The 13,626-nt window shown below is 64.6% G+C and carries 15 protein-coding genes and 1 tRNA gene; 12 read left to right on the forward strand and 4 right to left on the reverse strand.

Features of this window, described 5'->3' with window-relative positions:
* Positions 1-137 precede the first annotated feature (137 nt).
* A complete protein-coding gene (locus tag AYJ54_RS20260; RefSeq protein WP_063701547.1) occupies positions 138-599 on the forward strand; it encodes a MarR family winged helix-turn-helix transcriptional regulator in 462 nt (153 codons plus the stop codon).
* 18 nt (positions 600-617) lie between these two features.
* Here AYJ54_RS20260 and AYJ54_RS20265 read toward each other — a convergent pair whose 3' ends face one another.
* The 3 genes from AYJ54_RS20265 to AYJ54_RS20275 form a co-directional block, all read right to left on the reverse strand.
* Positions 618-854, reverse strand: coding sequence for a GIY-YIG nuclease family protein (locus tag AYJ54_RS20265; RefSeq protein ID WP_063701549.1), 237 nt, complete (start codon positions 852-854; stop codon positions 618-620).
* A gap of 161 nt (positions 855-1,015) precedes the next feature.
* Positions 1,016-1,091: transfer RNA gene (locus AYJ54_RS20270), tRNA-Ala, on the reverse strand.
* Between the two features lie 66 nt (positions 1,092-1,157).
* Positions 1,158-1,565: a TIGR02300 family protein gene (locus tag AYJ54_RS20275; RefSeq protein WP_063701550.1), complete on the reverse strand. Its 408-nt coding sequence runs from the start codon at positions 1,563-1,565 to the stop codon at positions 1,158-1,160.
* A gap of 160 nt (positions 1,566-1,725) precedes the next feature.
* Between AYJ54_RS20275 and aroA the strand changes: the two genes are divergently transcribed.
* The 8 genes from aroA to trpB all read left to right on the forward strand — a co-directional run bounded on the left by aroA (position 1,726) and on the right by trpB (position 9,860).
* Positions 1,726-3,063: a 3-phosphoshikimate 1-carboxyvinyltransferase gene (gene aroA / locus AYJ54_RS20280; RefSeq protein ID WP_063701552.1), complete on the forward strand. Its 1,338-nt coding sequence runs from the start codon at positions 1,726-1,728 to the stop codon at positions 3,061-3,063.
* Positions 3,060-3,698, forward strand: coding sequence for a (d)CMP kinase (gene cmk / locus AYJ54_RS20285; RefSeq protein WP_063701554.1), 639 nt, complete (start codon positions 3,060-3,062; stop codon positions 3,696-3,698). Before aroA ends, cmk begins: the two co-directional genes overlap by 4 nt.
* Positions 3,699-3,966: 268 nt before the next feature.
* Positions 3,967-5,673: a 30S ribosomal protein S1 gene (gene rpsA, locus AYJ54_RS20290; protein ID WP_063701556.1), complete on the forward strand. Its 1,707-nt coding sequence runs from the start codon at positions 3,967-3,969 to the stop codon at positions 5,671-5,673.
* Between the two features lie 311 nt (positions 5,674-5,984).
* A complete protein-coding gene (sppA, locus tag AYJ54_RS20295; RefSeq protein WP_063701558.1) occupies positions 5,985-6,965 on the forward strand; it encodes a signal peptide peptidase SppA in 981 nt (326 codons plus the stop codon).
* 173 nt (positions 6,966-7,138) lie between these two features.
* Positions 7,139-7,444 (forward strand): integration host factor subunit beta, encoded by a 306-nt coding sequence (locus AYJ54_RS20300; protein ID WP_063701560.1) that lies wholly within the window; start codon positions 7,139-7,141, stop codon positions 7,442-7,444.
* Between the two features lie 71 nt (positions 7,445-7,515).
* Entirely contained in the window at positions 7,516-7,920 is a 405-nt protein-coding gene (locus tag AYJ54_RS20305; RefSeq protein ID WP_063701562.1) for a LapA family protein, read from the forward strand.
* 66 nt (positions 7,921-7,986) lie between these two features.
* Entirely contained in the window at positions 7,987-8,628 is a 642-nt protein-coding gene (locus tag AYJ54_RS20310; protein ID WP_063701564.1) for a phosphoribosylanthranilate isomerase, read from the forward strand.
* Positions 8,629-8,642: 14 nt separating this feature from the next.
* Positions 8,643-9,860, forward strand: a complete 1,218-nt coding sequence (gene trpB / locus AYJ54_RS20315; RefSeq protein ID WP_063701566.1) for a tryptophan synthase subunit beta — start codon at positions 8,643-8,645, stop codon at positions 9,858-9,860.
* Positions 9,861-9,939: 79 nt separating this feature from the next.
* On the opposite strand, the gene AYJ54_RS20320 is transcribed toward trpB, so the two are convergent.
* Complete coding sequence (locus tag AYJ54_RS20320; RefSeq protein ID WP_063701568.1) at positions 9,940-10,284, reverse strand: endonuclease domain-containing protein; 345 nt, start codon at positions 10,282-10,284, stop codon at positions 9,940-9,942.
* A gap of 72 nt (positions 10,285-10,356) precedes the next feature.
* Here AYJ54_RS20320 and trpA point away from each other — a divergent pair, with 72 nt between their 5' ends.
* The 3 genes from trpA (at position 10,357) to AYJ54_RS20335 (ending at position 13,587) form a co-directional block, all read left to right on the forward strand.
* Positions 10,357-11,193, forward strand: coding sequence for a tryptophan synthase subunit alpha (gene trpA / locus AYJ54_RS20325; protein WP_063701570.1), 837 nt, complete (start codon positions 10,357-10,359; stop codon positions 11,191-11,193).
* 112 nt (positions 11,194-11,305) lie between these two features.
* Complete coding sequence (gene accD, locus AYJ54_RS20330; protein ID WP_063701572.1) at positions 11,306-12,247, forward strand: acetyl-CoA carboxylase, carboxyltransferase subunit beta; 942 nt, start codon at positions 11,306-11,308, stop codon at positions 12,245-12,247.
* Positions 12,244-13,587 (forward strand): bifunctional folylpolyglutamate synthase/dihydrofolate synthase, encoded by a 1,344-nt coding sequence (locus AYJ54_RS20335; protein WP_063701574.1) that lies wholly within the window; start codon positions 12,244-12,246, stop codon positions 13,585-13,587. Before accD ends, AYJ54_RS20335 begins: the two co-directional genes overlap by 4 nt.
* The last annotated feature ends 39 nt before the right edge of the window (positions 13,588-13,626 follow it).

The following is a 13,626-nucleotide window of genomic DNA, read 5'->3' on the forward strand; positions in this document are numbered from 1 at the left end:
TCCGGTTGGGGTGCGATCTGTATTGCAAACAATTCTATTGCGCGCAATTGAAATCGAGTGGTCTCACATTTAATTGTTCGCAATTGAATATGCGGCGGCCTAGCCCCACAATGCGGGCGACTCTCGTGAGGCTCTCCATGGTTCGGAAACAATCGGCGGCCGATCAGCCGCTGCGGCTCGATAACCAGATCTGCTTTGCGGTCTATTCGGCCGCGCACGCGTTCAACCGTGTCTACAAGCCGCTGCTCGACCGGCTCGGCCTGACCTACCCGCAATATCTGGTGATGCTGGTGCTATGGGAGCAGGACGACGTGCCGGTGAAGGACATCGGCGAGAGGCTGTTTTTGGATTCGGGCACGCTGACGCCGCTCCTGAAGCGGCTGGAGGCCGCCCATCTGCTCAAGCGCACACGCAGCAGCGAGGATGAGCGTCAGGTGCTGATCGCGCTGACCCCGCAAGGGCAGGCCTTGAAGGAAAAGGCGCGCAACGTGCCGCAGTCGATCCTGGCGGCGTCGGAATGCTCGGTATCAGAGCTGGTCGCGATGAAGAACGAGATCGTTGCCCTGCGCAACAGGCTCAATGCGGTGATCGGGGAGTAGGATTTCCTACATGACCGATCAGAAGTGCTTCTTCGCGAAGGCACGTCCGGAGCCAGATTTCAGATACCGTTCGAACGCGACAGCGCGTGCCATGTCGTTGAACGCAAAATAGGTCCGTATTCTCCAAGGCCCGTATTTCGACGTGTGTGGAACCTCGCCGGCATTATGCTTTGCCAATCGAGCCCGCAAATCGTCCGTGATGCCCACGTAGAAATGCTCGGAGTCGAGACTCTCAAGAATATAAACGTATTTCATTGTGCTTCCTCCCGAGCAGGCAGGATAGCAGCTTGTGAATGTCACAGAGATTGCCGGCGCCCGCCGTCGCCCTCCGGGCTATGGCGGGGCAGCCTTCGCTCCCTTCGCTACGAGGGACTTCCCGGGCTTGCCCAGCCGAAGCTCGCGAAGCGAGCGAAGGCTGGTGGAGCCAGGCGGGATCGAACCGCCGACCTCTTGCATGCCATGCAAGCGCTCTCCCAGCTGAGCTATGGCCCCTTAACCATCCGGCGCGCCTTGGGCGACGCGTCGGGAGAGACCCAGAACCACAGTTCTGGAATTATCTCAAGTCTCTTCATCACCTCCGACATCACCAATGATGTCGGTCACGTCCTCATCGCCCTCTTCCTCGTCCGCGATGAAGGTCGAATCATCGTCATCGTCGTCATCGAGGGTCTCATCGACCTCGATATCGTCCTCCGATTCGGGCACGACGGCCTTGACCTTGCCGGTGTTCTCCTCGGCATCGGCCTCCTCGAGCGAGACCATCTCTTCGGTCTCCGCCGGCTCCGGCGTGGTGTCCTGGGCCGTGCTGCGCGCTTCGGCGCCGCGGGTCGCGCGCACCGGCGCAACCGGCGCAATCGGCACCACCTCGCCAGTATAGGGCGAGATCACCGGATTCTTGTTGAGGTCATAGAACTTCTTGCCCGTGGTCGGGCAAATGCGTTTGGTTCCGAGTTCGGACTTGGCCACGGCAGGAATCCTGGGAATGTCTGAAAAGCGGTGCTTCACTTGGCTAGTTGGCGGCCCGCTGTCAATAGCGCATTACAGAAGAAAGACATGCCCGTGACGGGGCGCGGACCATGTGGTACCTGCGCCCTGTCCCCCGAGGGGCACATCCAAGGACACAATCTTGACTCATTCCGACCAACCGAGGCCGCTCCAGTCTCGCGCCAGCGGCGCCCTGACCGGGAAAGTACGGGTGCCCGGGGACAAGTCGATCTCCCACCGTGCCCTGATCCTGGGCGCGCTGGCGGTCGGCGAGACCCGGATTTCCGGCCTGCTCGAGGGCGAGGACGTCCTCAACACCGCCAAATCCATGCAGGCGCTGGGCGCCAAGGTCGAGCGCACCGGCAATTTTGCCTGGAAGGTGCACGGGGTCGGTGTCGCCGGCTTCGCCCAGCCCAAGGCGCCGCTCGATTTTGGCAACTCCGGCACCGGCTGCCGGCTGGTCATGGGCGCGGTGGCCGGATGCCCGATCTCCACGGTGTTCGATGGCGATGCCTCGCTGCGCAGCCGTCCCATGCGCCGGATCCTGGATCCGCTCGAAAAGATGGGTGCCAAGGTCGTTTCCGGCGGTGAGGGCGGTCGTCTGCCGTTGACGTTGCAGGGCGCGCGCGATCCCCTGCCGATCGCCTACCAGACCCCTGTTGCGTCAGCGCAGATCAAGTCGGCCGTGCTGCTGGCGGGTCTGGCTGCGCCAGGCACGACGACGGTCATCGAGACCGAGGCGAGTCGTGACCATACCGAGCTGATGCTGAAGCATTTCGGTGCCGACATCGCCTCGACGGTTGAAGGGACGCATGGCCGCCGTATCACGCTCGTCGGACAACCCGAGCTGCGTGGCGCCGAAGTCGTGGTGCCTGCCGATCCGTCCTCAGCCGCCTTTCCGATCGTTGCCGCGCTGATCGCCGAAGGCTCCGACCTCGTCCTGACCGACGTCATGACCAACCCGTTGCGCACGGGTCTCTTCACGACGCTGCGTGAAATGGGCGCCTCGATCGAGGAGAGCGAGGTGCGCGGCGATGCCGGCGAGCCGATGGCGCAACTCCGCCTGCGCGCCTCGAAGCTTCGCGGCGTCGAGGTGCCGCCGGAGCGCGCGCCCTCGATGATCGACGAATATCTGGTGCTGGCGGTGGCGGCCTCGTTCGCCGAGGGCACCACCATCATGCGCGGCCTGCACGAGCTGCGCGTCAAGGAGTCCGATCGCCTGGCGGCTACCGCCGACATGCTTCGCGTCAACGGCGTGAAGGTCGAGATTTCCGGTGACGATTTGATCGTCCAGGGCCGCGGCCATGTGCCCGGCGGCGGTCTCGTCGCCACCCATATGGATCACCGCATCGCGATGTCGGCGCTGGTGATGGGCTGCGCGTCCGATCAACCCGTGAAGGTCGACGACACCGCCTTCATCGCCACCAGTTTCCCGGATTTTATTCCGATGATGCGCTCAATTGGCGCGGAGTTTTCATGATTATCGCCATCGACGGACCCGCGGCTTCGGGCAAGGGCACGCTTGGCAAGCGCCTCGCCCACCACTACGGCTATCGTCATCTCGATACCGGCGTGATCTATCGCGCGGTAGCCTACGCCCTGATGCAGTCCGGTCATGACCTCCGGGACGAAGCGGCCGCGGTCGCGGCCGCCCTGGAGCTCGATCCCGAAAAGTTCGGCAATCCCGTCCTGAAGACCCAGAAGGTCGGCGAGGGCGCCTCCGTCGTCTCCGCGATCCCCCGGGTCCGCGAAGTCCTGGTCAACTTCCAGCGACAGTTCGCCGCCGACCCGCCGGGGGCCGTGCTCGACGGCCGCGACATTGGAACCGTGATTTGCCCGGATGCCGATGTGAAGATTTTCGTCGTCGCCGACCCCAAGGTCCGTGCCCGCCGCCGCACCATGGAAGCGAGAGCGCGGGGCGAGGAGGCCGATGAGGCCGCTGTCCTGGCCGACATCATCCAGCGCGACGAGCGCGACAAGAACCGGCCCATTGCGCCTTTGAAACCAGCGCCGGATGCTTACTTGCTAGATAACTCCCAACTGGATATAGAAGGCGGCGTCCGGGCCGCCATCGACATTATCGAGGCCGTCCGAGCGGGCCGTCCGCGGGGTTAAGCCGCGGCCGTCATTGGAGGAAGAGCCCGCTCCCGCTCGTTGAGGTCGATACCTCGGCTCCCTGTTTCGGGGGCCGGCGACATCCAGGCTCCGGATCAAGATTTTCCACGTATCGAACGTGCGGGCCTGGCCGGCCCGCTCCTGCTGTTCTCGGTCAACGCCCGGGACGACGAGCGGTCGCTTGAAGGTTTTGCGGACCTTCCGACACTGCACGCACGATACGCCCTTAAACCCAATGGCCGGCGAGACGTCCGCAACTGGAGAACAAATGGCTTCGATTTCTGCTGATACCTATAGCCCCTCGCGCGATGATTTCGCCGCGATGCTCGACGAGTCCTTTGCCGGCGGCAATTTGCAGGAAAGCTCCGTCGTCAAGGGCAAGGTGGTTGCAATTGAAAAGGACATGGCCGTCATCGACGTCGGCCTGAAGACCGAGGGCCGCGTCGCACTGCGCGAATTTTCGGGCCCCGGCCGTGAAAGCGATCTCAAGGTTGGCGACGAGGTGGAAGTATTCCTCGATCGCATCGAAAACGCCCTCGGTGAAGCCGTGCTGTCGCGCGACAAGGCGCGCCGCGAAGAGAGCTGGGGCAAGCTGGAGAAGGCGTTCCAGAACAACGAGAAGGTGACGGGCGTCATCTTCAACCAGGTCAAGGGCGGCTTCACCGTCGACCTCGACGGCGCCGTGGCCTTCCTGCCGCGCTCGCAGGTGGACATCCGTCCGATCCGCGACGTCGCGCCGCTGATGAACAACGCGCAGCCGTTCCAGATCCTCAAGATGGACCGCCGTCGCGGCAACATCGTCGTCTCCCGCCGCACCGTGCTGGAAGAGACCCGCGCCGAGCAGCGTCAGGAGCTGGTGCAGAACCTCGAAGAGGGTCAGGTCATCGACGGCGTGGTCAAGAACATCACCGATTACGGTGCGTTCGTTGATCTCGGCGGCATCGACGGCCTGCTGCACGTCACCGACATCGCCTGGCGTCGCGTCAACCACCCGACCGAGGTGCTGTCGATCGGCCAGACCGTGAAGGTCAAGATCATCAAGATCAACCACGAGACGCACCGCATCTCGCTGGGCATGAAGCAGCTCCTGGACGATCCGTGGCAGGGCATCGAAGCCAAGTACCCGCTGGGTGCCCGCTTCACCGGCCGCGTCACCAACATCACCGACTACGGTGCGTTCGTCGAGCTCGAGCCGGGCATCGAGGGCCTGATCCACGTCTCCGAGATGTCGTGGACCAAGAAGAACATGCACCCCGGCAAGATCGTTTCGACCTCGCAGGAAGTCGAAGTGCAGGTGCTGGAGGTCGATTCCGTCAAGCGCCGCATCTCGCTCGGCCTCAAGCAGACCATGCGCAACCCCTGGGAGGTCTTCGTCGAGAAGCACCCGACCGGTTCGGTGGTCGAGGGCGAGGTCAAGAACAAGACCGAGTTCGGTCTGTTCCTGGGTCTCGAGGGCGACGTCGACGGCATGGTCCACCTCTCCGACCTCGACTGGAAGCTTCCGGGCGAGCAGGTGATCGACAACTACAAGAAGGGCGACATGGTGAAGGCCGTGGTGCTCGATGTGGACGTCGAGAAGGAGCGCATCTCGCTCGGCATCAAGCAGCTCGAAGGCGACCCCTTCGCCGAGCCGGGCGATGTCAAGAAGGGTGCGGTCGTGACCTGCGAAGTGCTCGAAGTGAAGGAGAGCGGTATCGAGGTGAAGATCGTCGGCACCGACTTCACCACCTTCATCAAGCGCTCCGAGCTCGCCCGTGACCGCAACGACCAGCGCGCCGAACGCTTCGCCGTCGGCGAGAAGGTCGATGCCCGCGTGATCCAGTTCGACAAGAAAGCCCGCAAGGTCCAGGTGTCGATCAAGGCGCTCGAAGTCGCCGAAGAGAAGGAAGCCATCGCGCAGTACGGCTCCTCCGATTCGGGTGCGACGCTCGGCGACATCTTGGGCACCGCGCTCAAGAATCGCGACAACAAGTAAGCGAAACGCTTATTGTGCAAGCATCAAAGCCCCGGCGAGAGCCGGGGCTTTTTTGTTGCGCCTGTAGCCCGGATGGAGCGCAGCGAAATCCGGGGGCGTGCCGCGACCGAAAGACGTCCCGGATTGCGCTACGCTCCATCCGGGCTACGGCGACTTAGCCGGGACGACAAATGAGTGTGTGGCAAGGTCCTGGCCACCGCCGGGACAGGCCTTCATTTCTTCAAATTGCGCCGCAATTGATGTATTCAGATAAGCGAATGGTCACGCTGTGACGGCACAACGCGCCTGACCTTTTATTTGGAGATTTTTCGATGTCGCTCGATTCGGACATCATCGTCGATCGCCGCAGGATCCGCCGCAAGCTGACCTTCTGGCGCGTGCTGGCCGCGCTGATCGCGATCGCGTCGATTGCGGGCTTCGCGTTGATCGCAACGCCCGGCGCGCGCGGCACGTTCGCGTCCGCCGGCTCGATCGCACGCGTGCAGATCGAGGGCCTGATCCGCAGCGACTCCGAGCGCACCCAGGCGCTGGAGCGGCTCGAGAACTCGCGGGCCGCCGCCGTCATCGTTCACATCAACTCCCCGGGCGGCACCACCGCCGGCTCCGAGCAGCTCTATGACTCCCTGACGCGGCTGAAGGCGAAGAAACCGGTGGTCGTCGTGGTCGAAGGTCTCGCGGCCTCCGGCGGCTACATCACCGCGATCGCGAGCGACCACATTGTTGCCCAGCAGAGCTCGCTGGTCGGCTCGATCGGCGTGCTGTTCCAGTATCCGAATGTCGCCGAGCTCTTGAAGACCATCGGCGTCAAGGTCGAGGAGGTGAAATCCTCGCCGCTGAAGGCGGCGCCCAACGGCTTTGAGCCGACCAGCCCCGAGGCGCGCGCCGCGCTTGATGCGCTGGTGAAGGACTCCTACGCTTGGTTCAAGGGGCTCGTGAAGGAGCGGCGTGGCATGGACGACGCGCAGCTCGAGAAAGTCGCCGATGGCCGGGTATTTACCGGGCGCCAGGCGATCGATCTCAAACTGATCGATCAGATTGGCGATGAGAAGACGGCCGTAACCTGGCTCGTCGAGCAAAAGGGCGTCAAGAAGGGCCTTTCGGTCCGCGACTATAAGCTGCAGCCCCGCTTCGGCGATCTGTCGCTCTTCAAGGCGACCGCCGCCGTCACCCTGGAAGCGCTCGGCCTGGGCTCGATTGCGCATCAGATCGAGCAGAGCGGCGTCACGCAGGCGGTCGATCGGTTCGGAATGGATGGAATGCTGGCCCTTTGGCAGCCGGCAGCGTCGAATTGACCGGGAACTAGGCGTGTATTTCAGGATTTACCCGTTGAGCGGGTGCTGCGACAGCCCGCTTTTTTTGCATTTGTCACGCATTTTCAGGTCCCCCAAACTTCATTTAGCGTCTTGACAGTTCAAGGTATTTTCACGGAAATGGTGATCCGCACGCTCCCGGGTCCTTTCTCTCGATGATCAAATCCGAACTTGTTCAGCGTATCGCCGAGCACAACCCGCATCTTTACCAGCGGGATGTCGAGAACATTGTGAACGCGATTCTCGAAGAGATCGTCGCGGCCCTCGCGCGCGGTGATCGCGTCGAGTTGCGCGGTTTCGGCGCCTTCTCGGTGAAACATCGCCCGGCACGCGCCGGCCGCAATCCGCGTACGGGCGCCCATGTGCCCGTCGATCAGAAGAGCGTTCCGTTCTTCAAGACCGGCAAGGAAATGCGCGAGCGGCTGAACCGCGACAATCCGGACCCCGGCGCGGCCGACTGAGGCCATCGTCCGAACCTAACCAAGCGGTCGTGTGATGCGGCTACGGGCTTGATTCAAGGCGAGCGATCGAGATGCGAAAGTTCCTGACTGCGCTGATCGCGATTCCGCTGGGCCTGCTTCTCGTGGTCTTCGCCGTCGCCAACCGGCATTTCGTCACGGTTTCCTTCGACCCCTTCAATTCGACCGATCCGGCCCTCTCCGCCACGATGCCGCTGTTCGCGCTTTTGATCATCGTGGCGATCCTGGGAGTTGTGGCCGGCGGCTGCGCCACCTGGCTCGGCCAGCACCACTGGCGGCGTGCGGCCCGCCGGAACGAGGCGGAGGCGCGGTCCGCGAAGGCCGAGCTGGCCGATCTCCGGGCCTCGGCGGCCGCGTCGCGGCACGATCAGCGTCAAGATCCGCAGCGCCTCCCGGTCCCCTCCGGAGCCGGCCTCTACGGCCCCATCGGGCGAGACAAGCAGCGCGCGACGTTGTAGAAGCGGCCGCAACCGAAAACCCTGTTTTCCGGCCGCGGATACGCGGCCTCCACCTGCTTTGAGACCATGTCCCTGCTCGTCAAGATCTGCGGCCTGTCCACGCGCGAGACGCTTCAAACGGCGCTCGACGCGGGCGCCGACATGGTGGGGTTCGTGTTCTTCCCGCCGTCGCCGCGGCACCTCGCGCTGGAGATGGGGCGCGATCTCGGCCGGCAGGTGAAGCGGCGCGCGCTGAAGGTGGCGCTCACGGTCGATGCCGACGACGCGACGCTCGACAACATCATGGACGCGCTGTCGCCGGACATCTTCCAGCTCCACGGCAAGGAGAGCGTCGCGCGGCTGCGCGACATCAAGGGGCGGTTCGGCCGTCCGGTGATGAAGGCCGTGCCGGTCGAGACGGCGGCCGATCTTGCCGCGCTACCCGGCTACGCTTCGGTCGCCGATCGCATCCTGTTCGATGCGCGCGCGCCGAAAGATGCGACACGTCCCGGTGGCCTCGGCGCACCCTTCGACTGGCATCTGCTCGACAATCTCGAGCTCCGGCTGCCCTACATGGTCTCGGGCGGCCTGCATGCCCAGAACGTCGCAGAAGCCCTTCGCATCACCCGTGCCGGCGGCGTCGACGTGTCCTCCGGTGTCGAGAGCGCTCCCGGCGTCAAGGATCCGGAGCTGATCGAGGCCTTCATTCGCGCCGCGCGCGCCACGTAAGAGTTGAGCGTCCGATGAATACCGCCAAGCCAAATTCCTATCGCAGCGGCCCCGACGAGCGCGGCCATTTCGGCATCTTCGGCGGACGGTTCGTCGCCGAAACGCTGATGCCGCTGATTCTCGATCTGGAGAAGGCCTACAACGAGGCCAAGGCCGACCCGGCCTTCCAGGCCGAGATGAACGGCTATCTCAAGCACTATGTCGGCCGGCCCTCGCCGCTCTACTTCGCCGAGCGCCTGACCGAGCATCTTGGCGGCGCGAAGATCTACCTCAAGCGCGAGGAGCTCAACCACACCGGCTCGCACAAGGTGAACAACGTGCTCGGCCAGATCATGCTGGCGCGGCGCATGGGCAAGAAGCGCATCATCGCCGAGACCGGCGCCGGCCAGCACGGCGTTGCCACGGCGACGCTGTGCGCGCGCTTCGGGCTCGAATGCGTGGTCTACATGGGCGCCGTCGACGTCGAGCGGCAGCAGCCCAACGTCATCCGCATGGAGATGCTGGGGGCAAAGGTGTTCCCGGTGCAGTCGGGCACGCGTACGCTGAAGGACGCCATGAACGAGGCGCTGCGCGATTGGGTCACCAATGTGCACAACACCTTCTACTGCATCGGCACGGTGGCGGGGCCGCATCCCTATCCGACGCTGGTGCGCGACTTCCAGTCGGTGATCGGCAACGAGACCAAGGTGCAGATGCAGGAGGTCGAGGGCCGCCTGCCGGATTCGCTGGTCGCCTGCATCGGCGGCGGGTCGAATGCGATGGGCCTGTTCCATCCCTTCCTCGACGACCCCACCATCGAGATCTTTGGCGTTGAAGCGGCGGGCCACGGGCTCACGCAATTGCACGCCGCCTCGATCGCGGGCGGCCGTCCCGGCGTGCTCCACGGCAACCGCACCTATCTCCTGATGGACGAGGACGGCCAGATCCAGGACGCGCATTCGATCTCGGCCGGCCTCGACTATCCCGGCATCGGCCCCGAGCATTCCTGGCTGCACGAGATCGGCCGCGTCAAATATCTCTCCGCGACCGACGACGAGGCGCTCGCAGCCTTCCAGCTGCTCTCGCGCCTCGAAGGCATCATCCCCGCACTCGAACCCGCGCACGCGATCGCCAAGGTGATGGAGCTCGCGCCGAAGCGGCCGAAGGATCACCTGATGGTCGTCAATCTCTCCGGCCGTGGCGACAAGGACGTCCCGCAGGTCGGCGACATCCTGAAGGGCAAGACCAAGTGAGGCAGAGGTCGCGCTTTCTTCACCTCTCCCCGACGGGGAGAGGTCGGCTGCGAAGCAGCCGGGTGAGGGGCCTTTCCGCTCACTCGAACCTCAGTGAGGTTTCGATGAGCTCGAGCACGCCTTCAAGATTCTCGTACACATCCGTGTTCGAGACTCGAAGGACGCGGAAGCCGCAGGCTTCAAGCACTTCGGTCCGCGCCTTGTCACGTTCGATCTCGGCCGAACTGGAGTGCGTCACGCCATCGACCTCGATGATCAGCTTTCCGTCGAGCGTCGCGAAATCGACGACATATCGGTCGACCGGGTGCTGGCGGCGAAGCTTCCAGCGGGCTAGCTGCCGGTTACGCAGCGCCTGCCAAAGCTTTGCTTCGGCGCTCGTTTGCGACTCGCGGAGCCTTCTCGCTCTGGACTTGAACCTCTCCATCCCCCTCACCCGGCTGCTTCGCAGCCGACCTCTCCCCGGAGGGGAGAGGTATAACACAGCGACCGCGGAACCATGACCACGCGTATCGACACCCGTTTTGCCGAGCTGAAGAAAGCGGGCCGCTCGGCCTTCGTCACCTTCCTGATGGCCGGCGATCCCGATCCGGCGACCTCGCTCGAGATCATCAAGGCGCTGCCGAAGGCGGGCGCCGACGTGATCGAGATCGGCATGCCCTTCACCGACCCGATGGCCGACGGGCCATCGATCCAGGCCGCTGGCCTGCGTGCGCTGAAGGCCGGCATGACGCTGAAGAAGACGCTCGAGCTGGTGCGCGGCTTCCGCAAGGACGACAACGCGACGCCGATCGTGCTGATGGGCTACTACAACCCGATCTACATCTACGGCGTCGACAAGTTCCTCGCCGATGCCAAGACCGCCGGCGTTGATGGTCTCATCATCGTCGACCTGCCGCCGGAGGAGGACGACGAACTCTGCCTGCCCGCGATGAAGGCCGGCCTCAACTTCATTCGCCTGGCGACTCCGACGACCGATGACAAGCGCCTGCCGGCCGTGCTCGCCAACACCTCGGGCTTCGTCTACTACGTCTCGATCACCGGCATCACCGGCGCGGCGGCGGCCGACAGCAAGGCCGTCAGCGAGGCCGTTGCCCGCATCAAGCGGCACACAAAACTGCCGGTCTGCGTCGGCTTCGGCATCCGCACGCCGGAGGCTGCCCGCGCCATCGCCTCGCATGCCAACGGCGCCGTGGTCGGCACCGCGCTGGTCGATGCCCTCAAGCACAGCCTCGATGCCGACGGACGGGCAACCAGCAAAACCGTTAACGCCGTTGCCGAACTGACAGCATCCCTGGCCCACGGCGTCAGGGGCGCGCAGCAGGCGGCGGAATAGGCCATAATTCCGCTGCCAAGGCAGACGACACGGCGGCTTGCCGGCAAATGGCCCAGCCGCCATATATCCCTTCAGGCCATACCCGGCGCGGGATGGCTAATCGGAGCAAACCATGAACTGGCTTACCAATGTGGTCCGGCCGAAGATCCGCAACATGCTGCGGCGGGAGACGCCGGAGAATTTGTGGATCAAGTGCCCGGATTCCGGACAGCTGGTGTTCTACAAGGACGTCGAGGCCAACCAGTTCGTCATCCCCGGTTCGAACTACCACATGCGCATGGGCGCGGTGGCGCGGCTGAAGTCGATCTTCGACAACGAGACCTGGTTCGACGTCGCCTTGCCCGACGTCACTCCTGATCCGCTCAAGTTCCGCGACGAGAAGAAATACGCCGATCGCATCAAGGATGCCCGCGCGCGCACCAACCTGAACGACGCGATCAAGGTCGGCTACGGCAAGCTCGAAGGCGCTGCCGTCGTCGTCGCCGTGCAGGATTTCGATTTCATGGGCGGCTCGCTCGGCATGGCCGCAGGCGAAGCCATCGTGCGCGGGCTCGAGCTCGCGGTCGAGAAGAAGTCGCCGTTCATCGTGTTCGCCGCGAGCGGCGGCGCGCGGATGCAGGAAGGCATCTTGTCGCTGATGCAGATGCCGCGCACGACCGTCGCAGTGCAGATGCTGCGCGAGGCCAAGCAGCCCTATATCGTCGTGCTGACCAATCCGACCACCGGCGGCGTCACCGCGTCCTACGCGATGCTCGGCGACGTACAGATCGCCGAGCCCGGCGCACTGATCGGCTTTGCCGGCGCGCGCGTGATCGAGCAGACCATCCGCGAAAAGCTCCCCGAGGGCTTCCAGCGCGCCGAGTACCTGAAAGAGCATGGCATGGTCGACATGGTCGTGCATCGCCATGATTTGCGCCCGACCTTGGCGCGGCTCTGCCGCCTGCTGACCAAGTCGCCCGCGCCGGAGGGCGCATCGAAATCGACGCCGCCGGTGGTAAGCCCGGCGCAGATCGTATCGGCCCCCGAGGTGGCGCCGGCCGCGCCGCACGCGTGAACGCCGCCGCACCCAGTGCAAAGCCGTCGCTCGGTGAATTGATCGGGCGGCTGTCGGCCCTGCATCAGAAGCGCATCGATCTCGGGCTCGAGCGGATGCACCGTCTGCTCGAACGGCTCGGCCATCCCGAGCGCAAGCTGCCGCCGGTGATCCACATCGCCGGCACCAATGGCAAGGGCTCGACGCTCGCTTATCTGCGGGCAACGCTCGAGGCCGCTGGTCTGCGCGTTCACGCCTATACCTCGCCCTATCTCGTGAGGATCAACGAGTGCTTCCGGCTCGGCCGCGTCGGCGGTGGCGTGCTCGTCGGCGACGATGAACTGCGTGCCGCGCTGGAAGAGGTCGAGCGCGTCAATGCCGGCGAGCCTGCGACCGTGTTCGAGCTCAAGACCGCCGCGGCACTCCACCTGTTCGCGCAGAACCCGGCCGATGTGGTGCTGCTCGAAGTCGGCCTCGGCGGCCGGCTCGACTCCACCAATGTGATCGATACGCCGGCGGCCTGCGTGATCACGCCGATCAGCATGGATCACATGGATTTCCTCGGCGACGCCCTGGCCTCGATTGCCGCCGAGAAAGCCGCGATCATCAAGCGCGGCGTGCCCGTGGTGTGCGCGGAGCAGGCCCCGGAGGCGATGGCCGTGATCGAGGCGCAGGCCAAACGCATGCGCGCGCCGCTGTTTGCCGCCGGCGAAGGCTGGCATGTCAATGTAGAGCACGGGCGACTGGTCTATTCCGACGATCGCGGCCTGATGGATCTGGCGGCGCCGCGCCTGTTCGGCCGCCACCAGTTCGGCAATGCCGGCCTTGCGATCGCGACGCTCCGCGCCACCAGCGCGTTCAAGATCAATCATGCGGCGTTCGAAGCCGGCATCGTCGGTGCCGAATGGCCGGCGCGGATGCAGCGCATCACCTCTGGCGAGCTGCTTGGCTGGGGACCGCAGGGCTCCGAGATCTGGCTCGATGGCGGACACAATGCCGAGGGCGGGCGCGTCGCAGCCGCTGCGCTGGGCGATCTCGAGGAGCGGGTGTCGCGGCCGCTGGTCGTCATCGCCGGCATGATGGCCAACAAGGACGCGCAGGGTTTTCTCGCCAATTTCGCCGGCCTCACCCGCCACATCATCGCGGTGCCGATCCCGGACACAGAGAACGCCATGCCGGTCGACCGGCTTGCTGATGCCGCGCGCAGCCTCGGCATGCGCGCCGAGATCGCGCCCGGCATCGAGGCCGCGCTGCGCGCGCTGTCGCAGCTTGCCTATGAAGTGCCGCCACGCATCCTGATCACCGGCTCGCTCTATCTCGCCGGCCACGTCCTCGGAATCAACGGCACGCCTCCTGCATAGACGGTCTCCTGTCCCGGACAAGGTGCAGCGCGCCAGCGC

Origin of the sequence: Bradyrhizobium centrolobii (genome assembly GCF_001641635.1) — a bacterium.
GTDB lineage: Bacteria > Pseudomonadota > Alphaproteobacteria > Rhizobiales > Xanthobacteraceae > Bradyrhizobium > Bradyrhizobium centrolobii.

Coding starts and splice junctions, on each gene's coding strand:
- accD (WP_063701572.1), top strand. CDS start 11,306: ATGAACTGGCTTACCAATGTGGTCCGGCCGAAGATCCGCAACATGCTG.
- AYJ54_RS20300 (WP_063701560.1), top strand. CDS start 7,139: ATGATCAAATCCGAACTTGTTCAGCGTATCGCCGAGCACAACCCGCAT.
- cmk (WP_063701554.1), top strand. CDS start 3,060: ATGATTATCGCCATCGACGGACCCGCGGCTTCGGGCAAGGGCACGCTT.
- AYJ54_RS20305 (WP_063701562.1), top strand. CDS start 7,516: ATGCGAAAGTTCCTGACTGCGCTGATCGCGATTCCGCTGGGCCTGCTT.
- trpB (WP_063701566.1), top strand. CDS start 8,643: ATGAATACCGCCAAGCCAAATTCCTATCGCAGCGGCCCCGACGAGCGC.
- AYJ54_RS20260 (WP_063701547.1), top strand. CDS start 138: ATGGTTCGGAAACAATCGGCGGCCGATCAGCCGCTGCGGCTCGATAAC.
- AYJ54_RS20310 (WP_063701564.1), top strand. CDS start 7,987: ATGTCCCTGCTCGTCAAGATCTGCGGCCTGTCCACGCGCGAGACGCTT.
- trpA (WP_063701570.1), top strand. CDS start 10,357: ATGACCACGCGTATCGACACCCGTTTTGCCGAGCTGAAGAAAGCGGGC.
- rpsA (WP_063701556.1), top strand. CDS start 3,967: ATGGCTTCGATTTCTGCTGATACCTATAGCCCCTCGCGCGATGATTTC.
- sppA (WP_063701558.1), top strand. CDS start 5,985: ATGTCGCTCGATTCGGACATCATCGTCGATCGCCGCAGGATCCGCCGC.
- AYJ54_RS20265 (WP_063701549.1), bottom strand. CDS start 854: ATGAAATACGTTTATATTCTTGAGAGTCTCGACTCCGAGCATTTCTAC.
- AYJ54_RS20320 (WP_063701568.1), bottom strand. CDS start 10,284: ATGGAGAGGTTCAAGTCCAGAGCGAGAAGGCTCCGCGAGTCGCAAACG.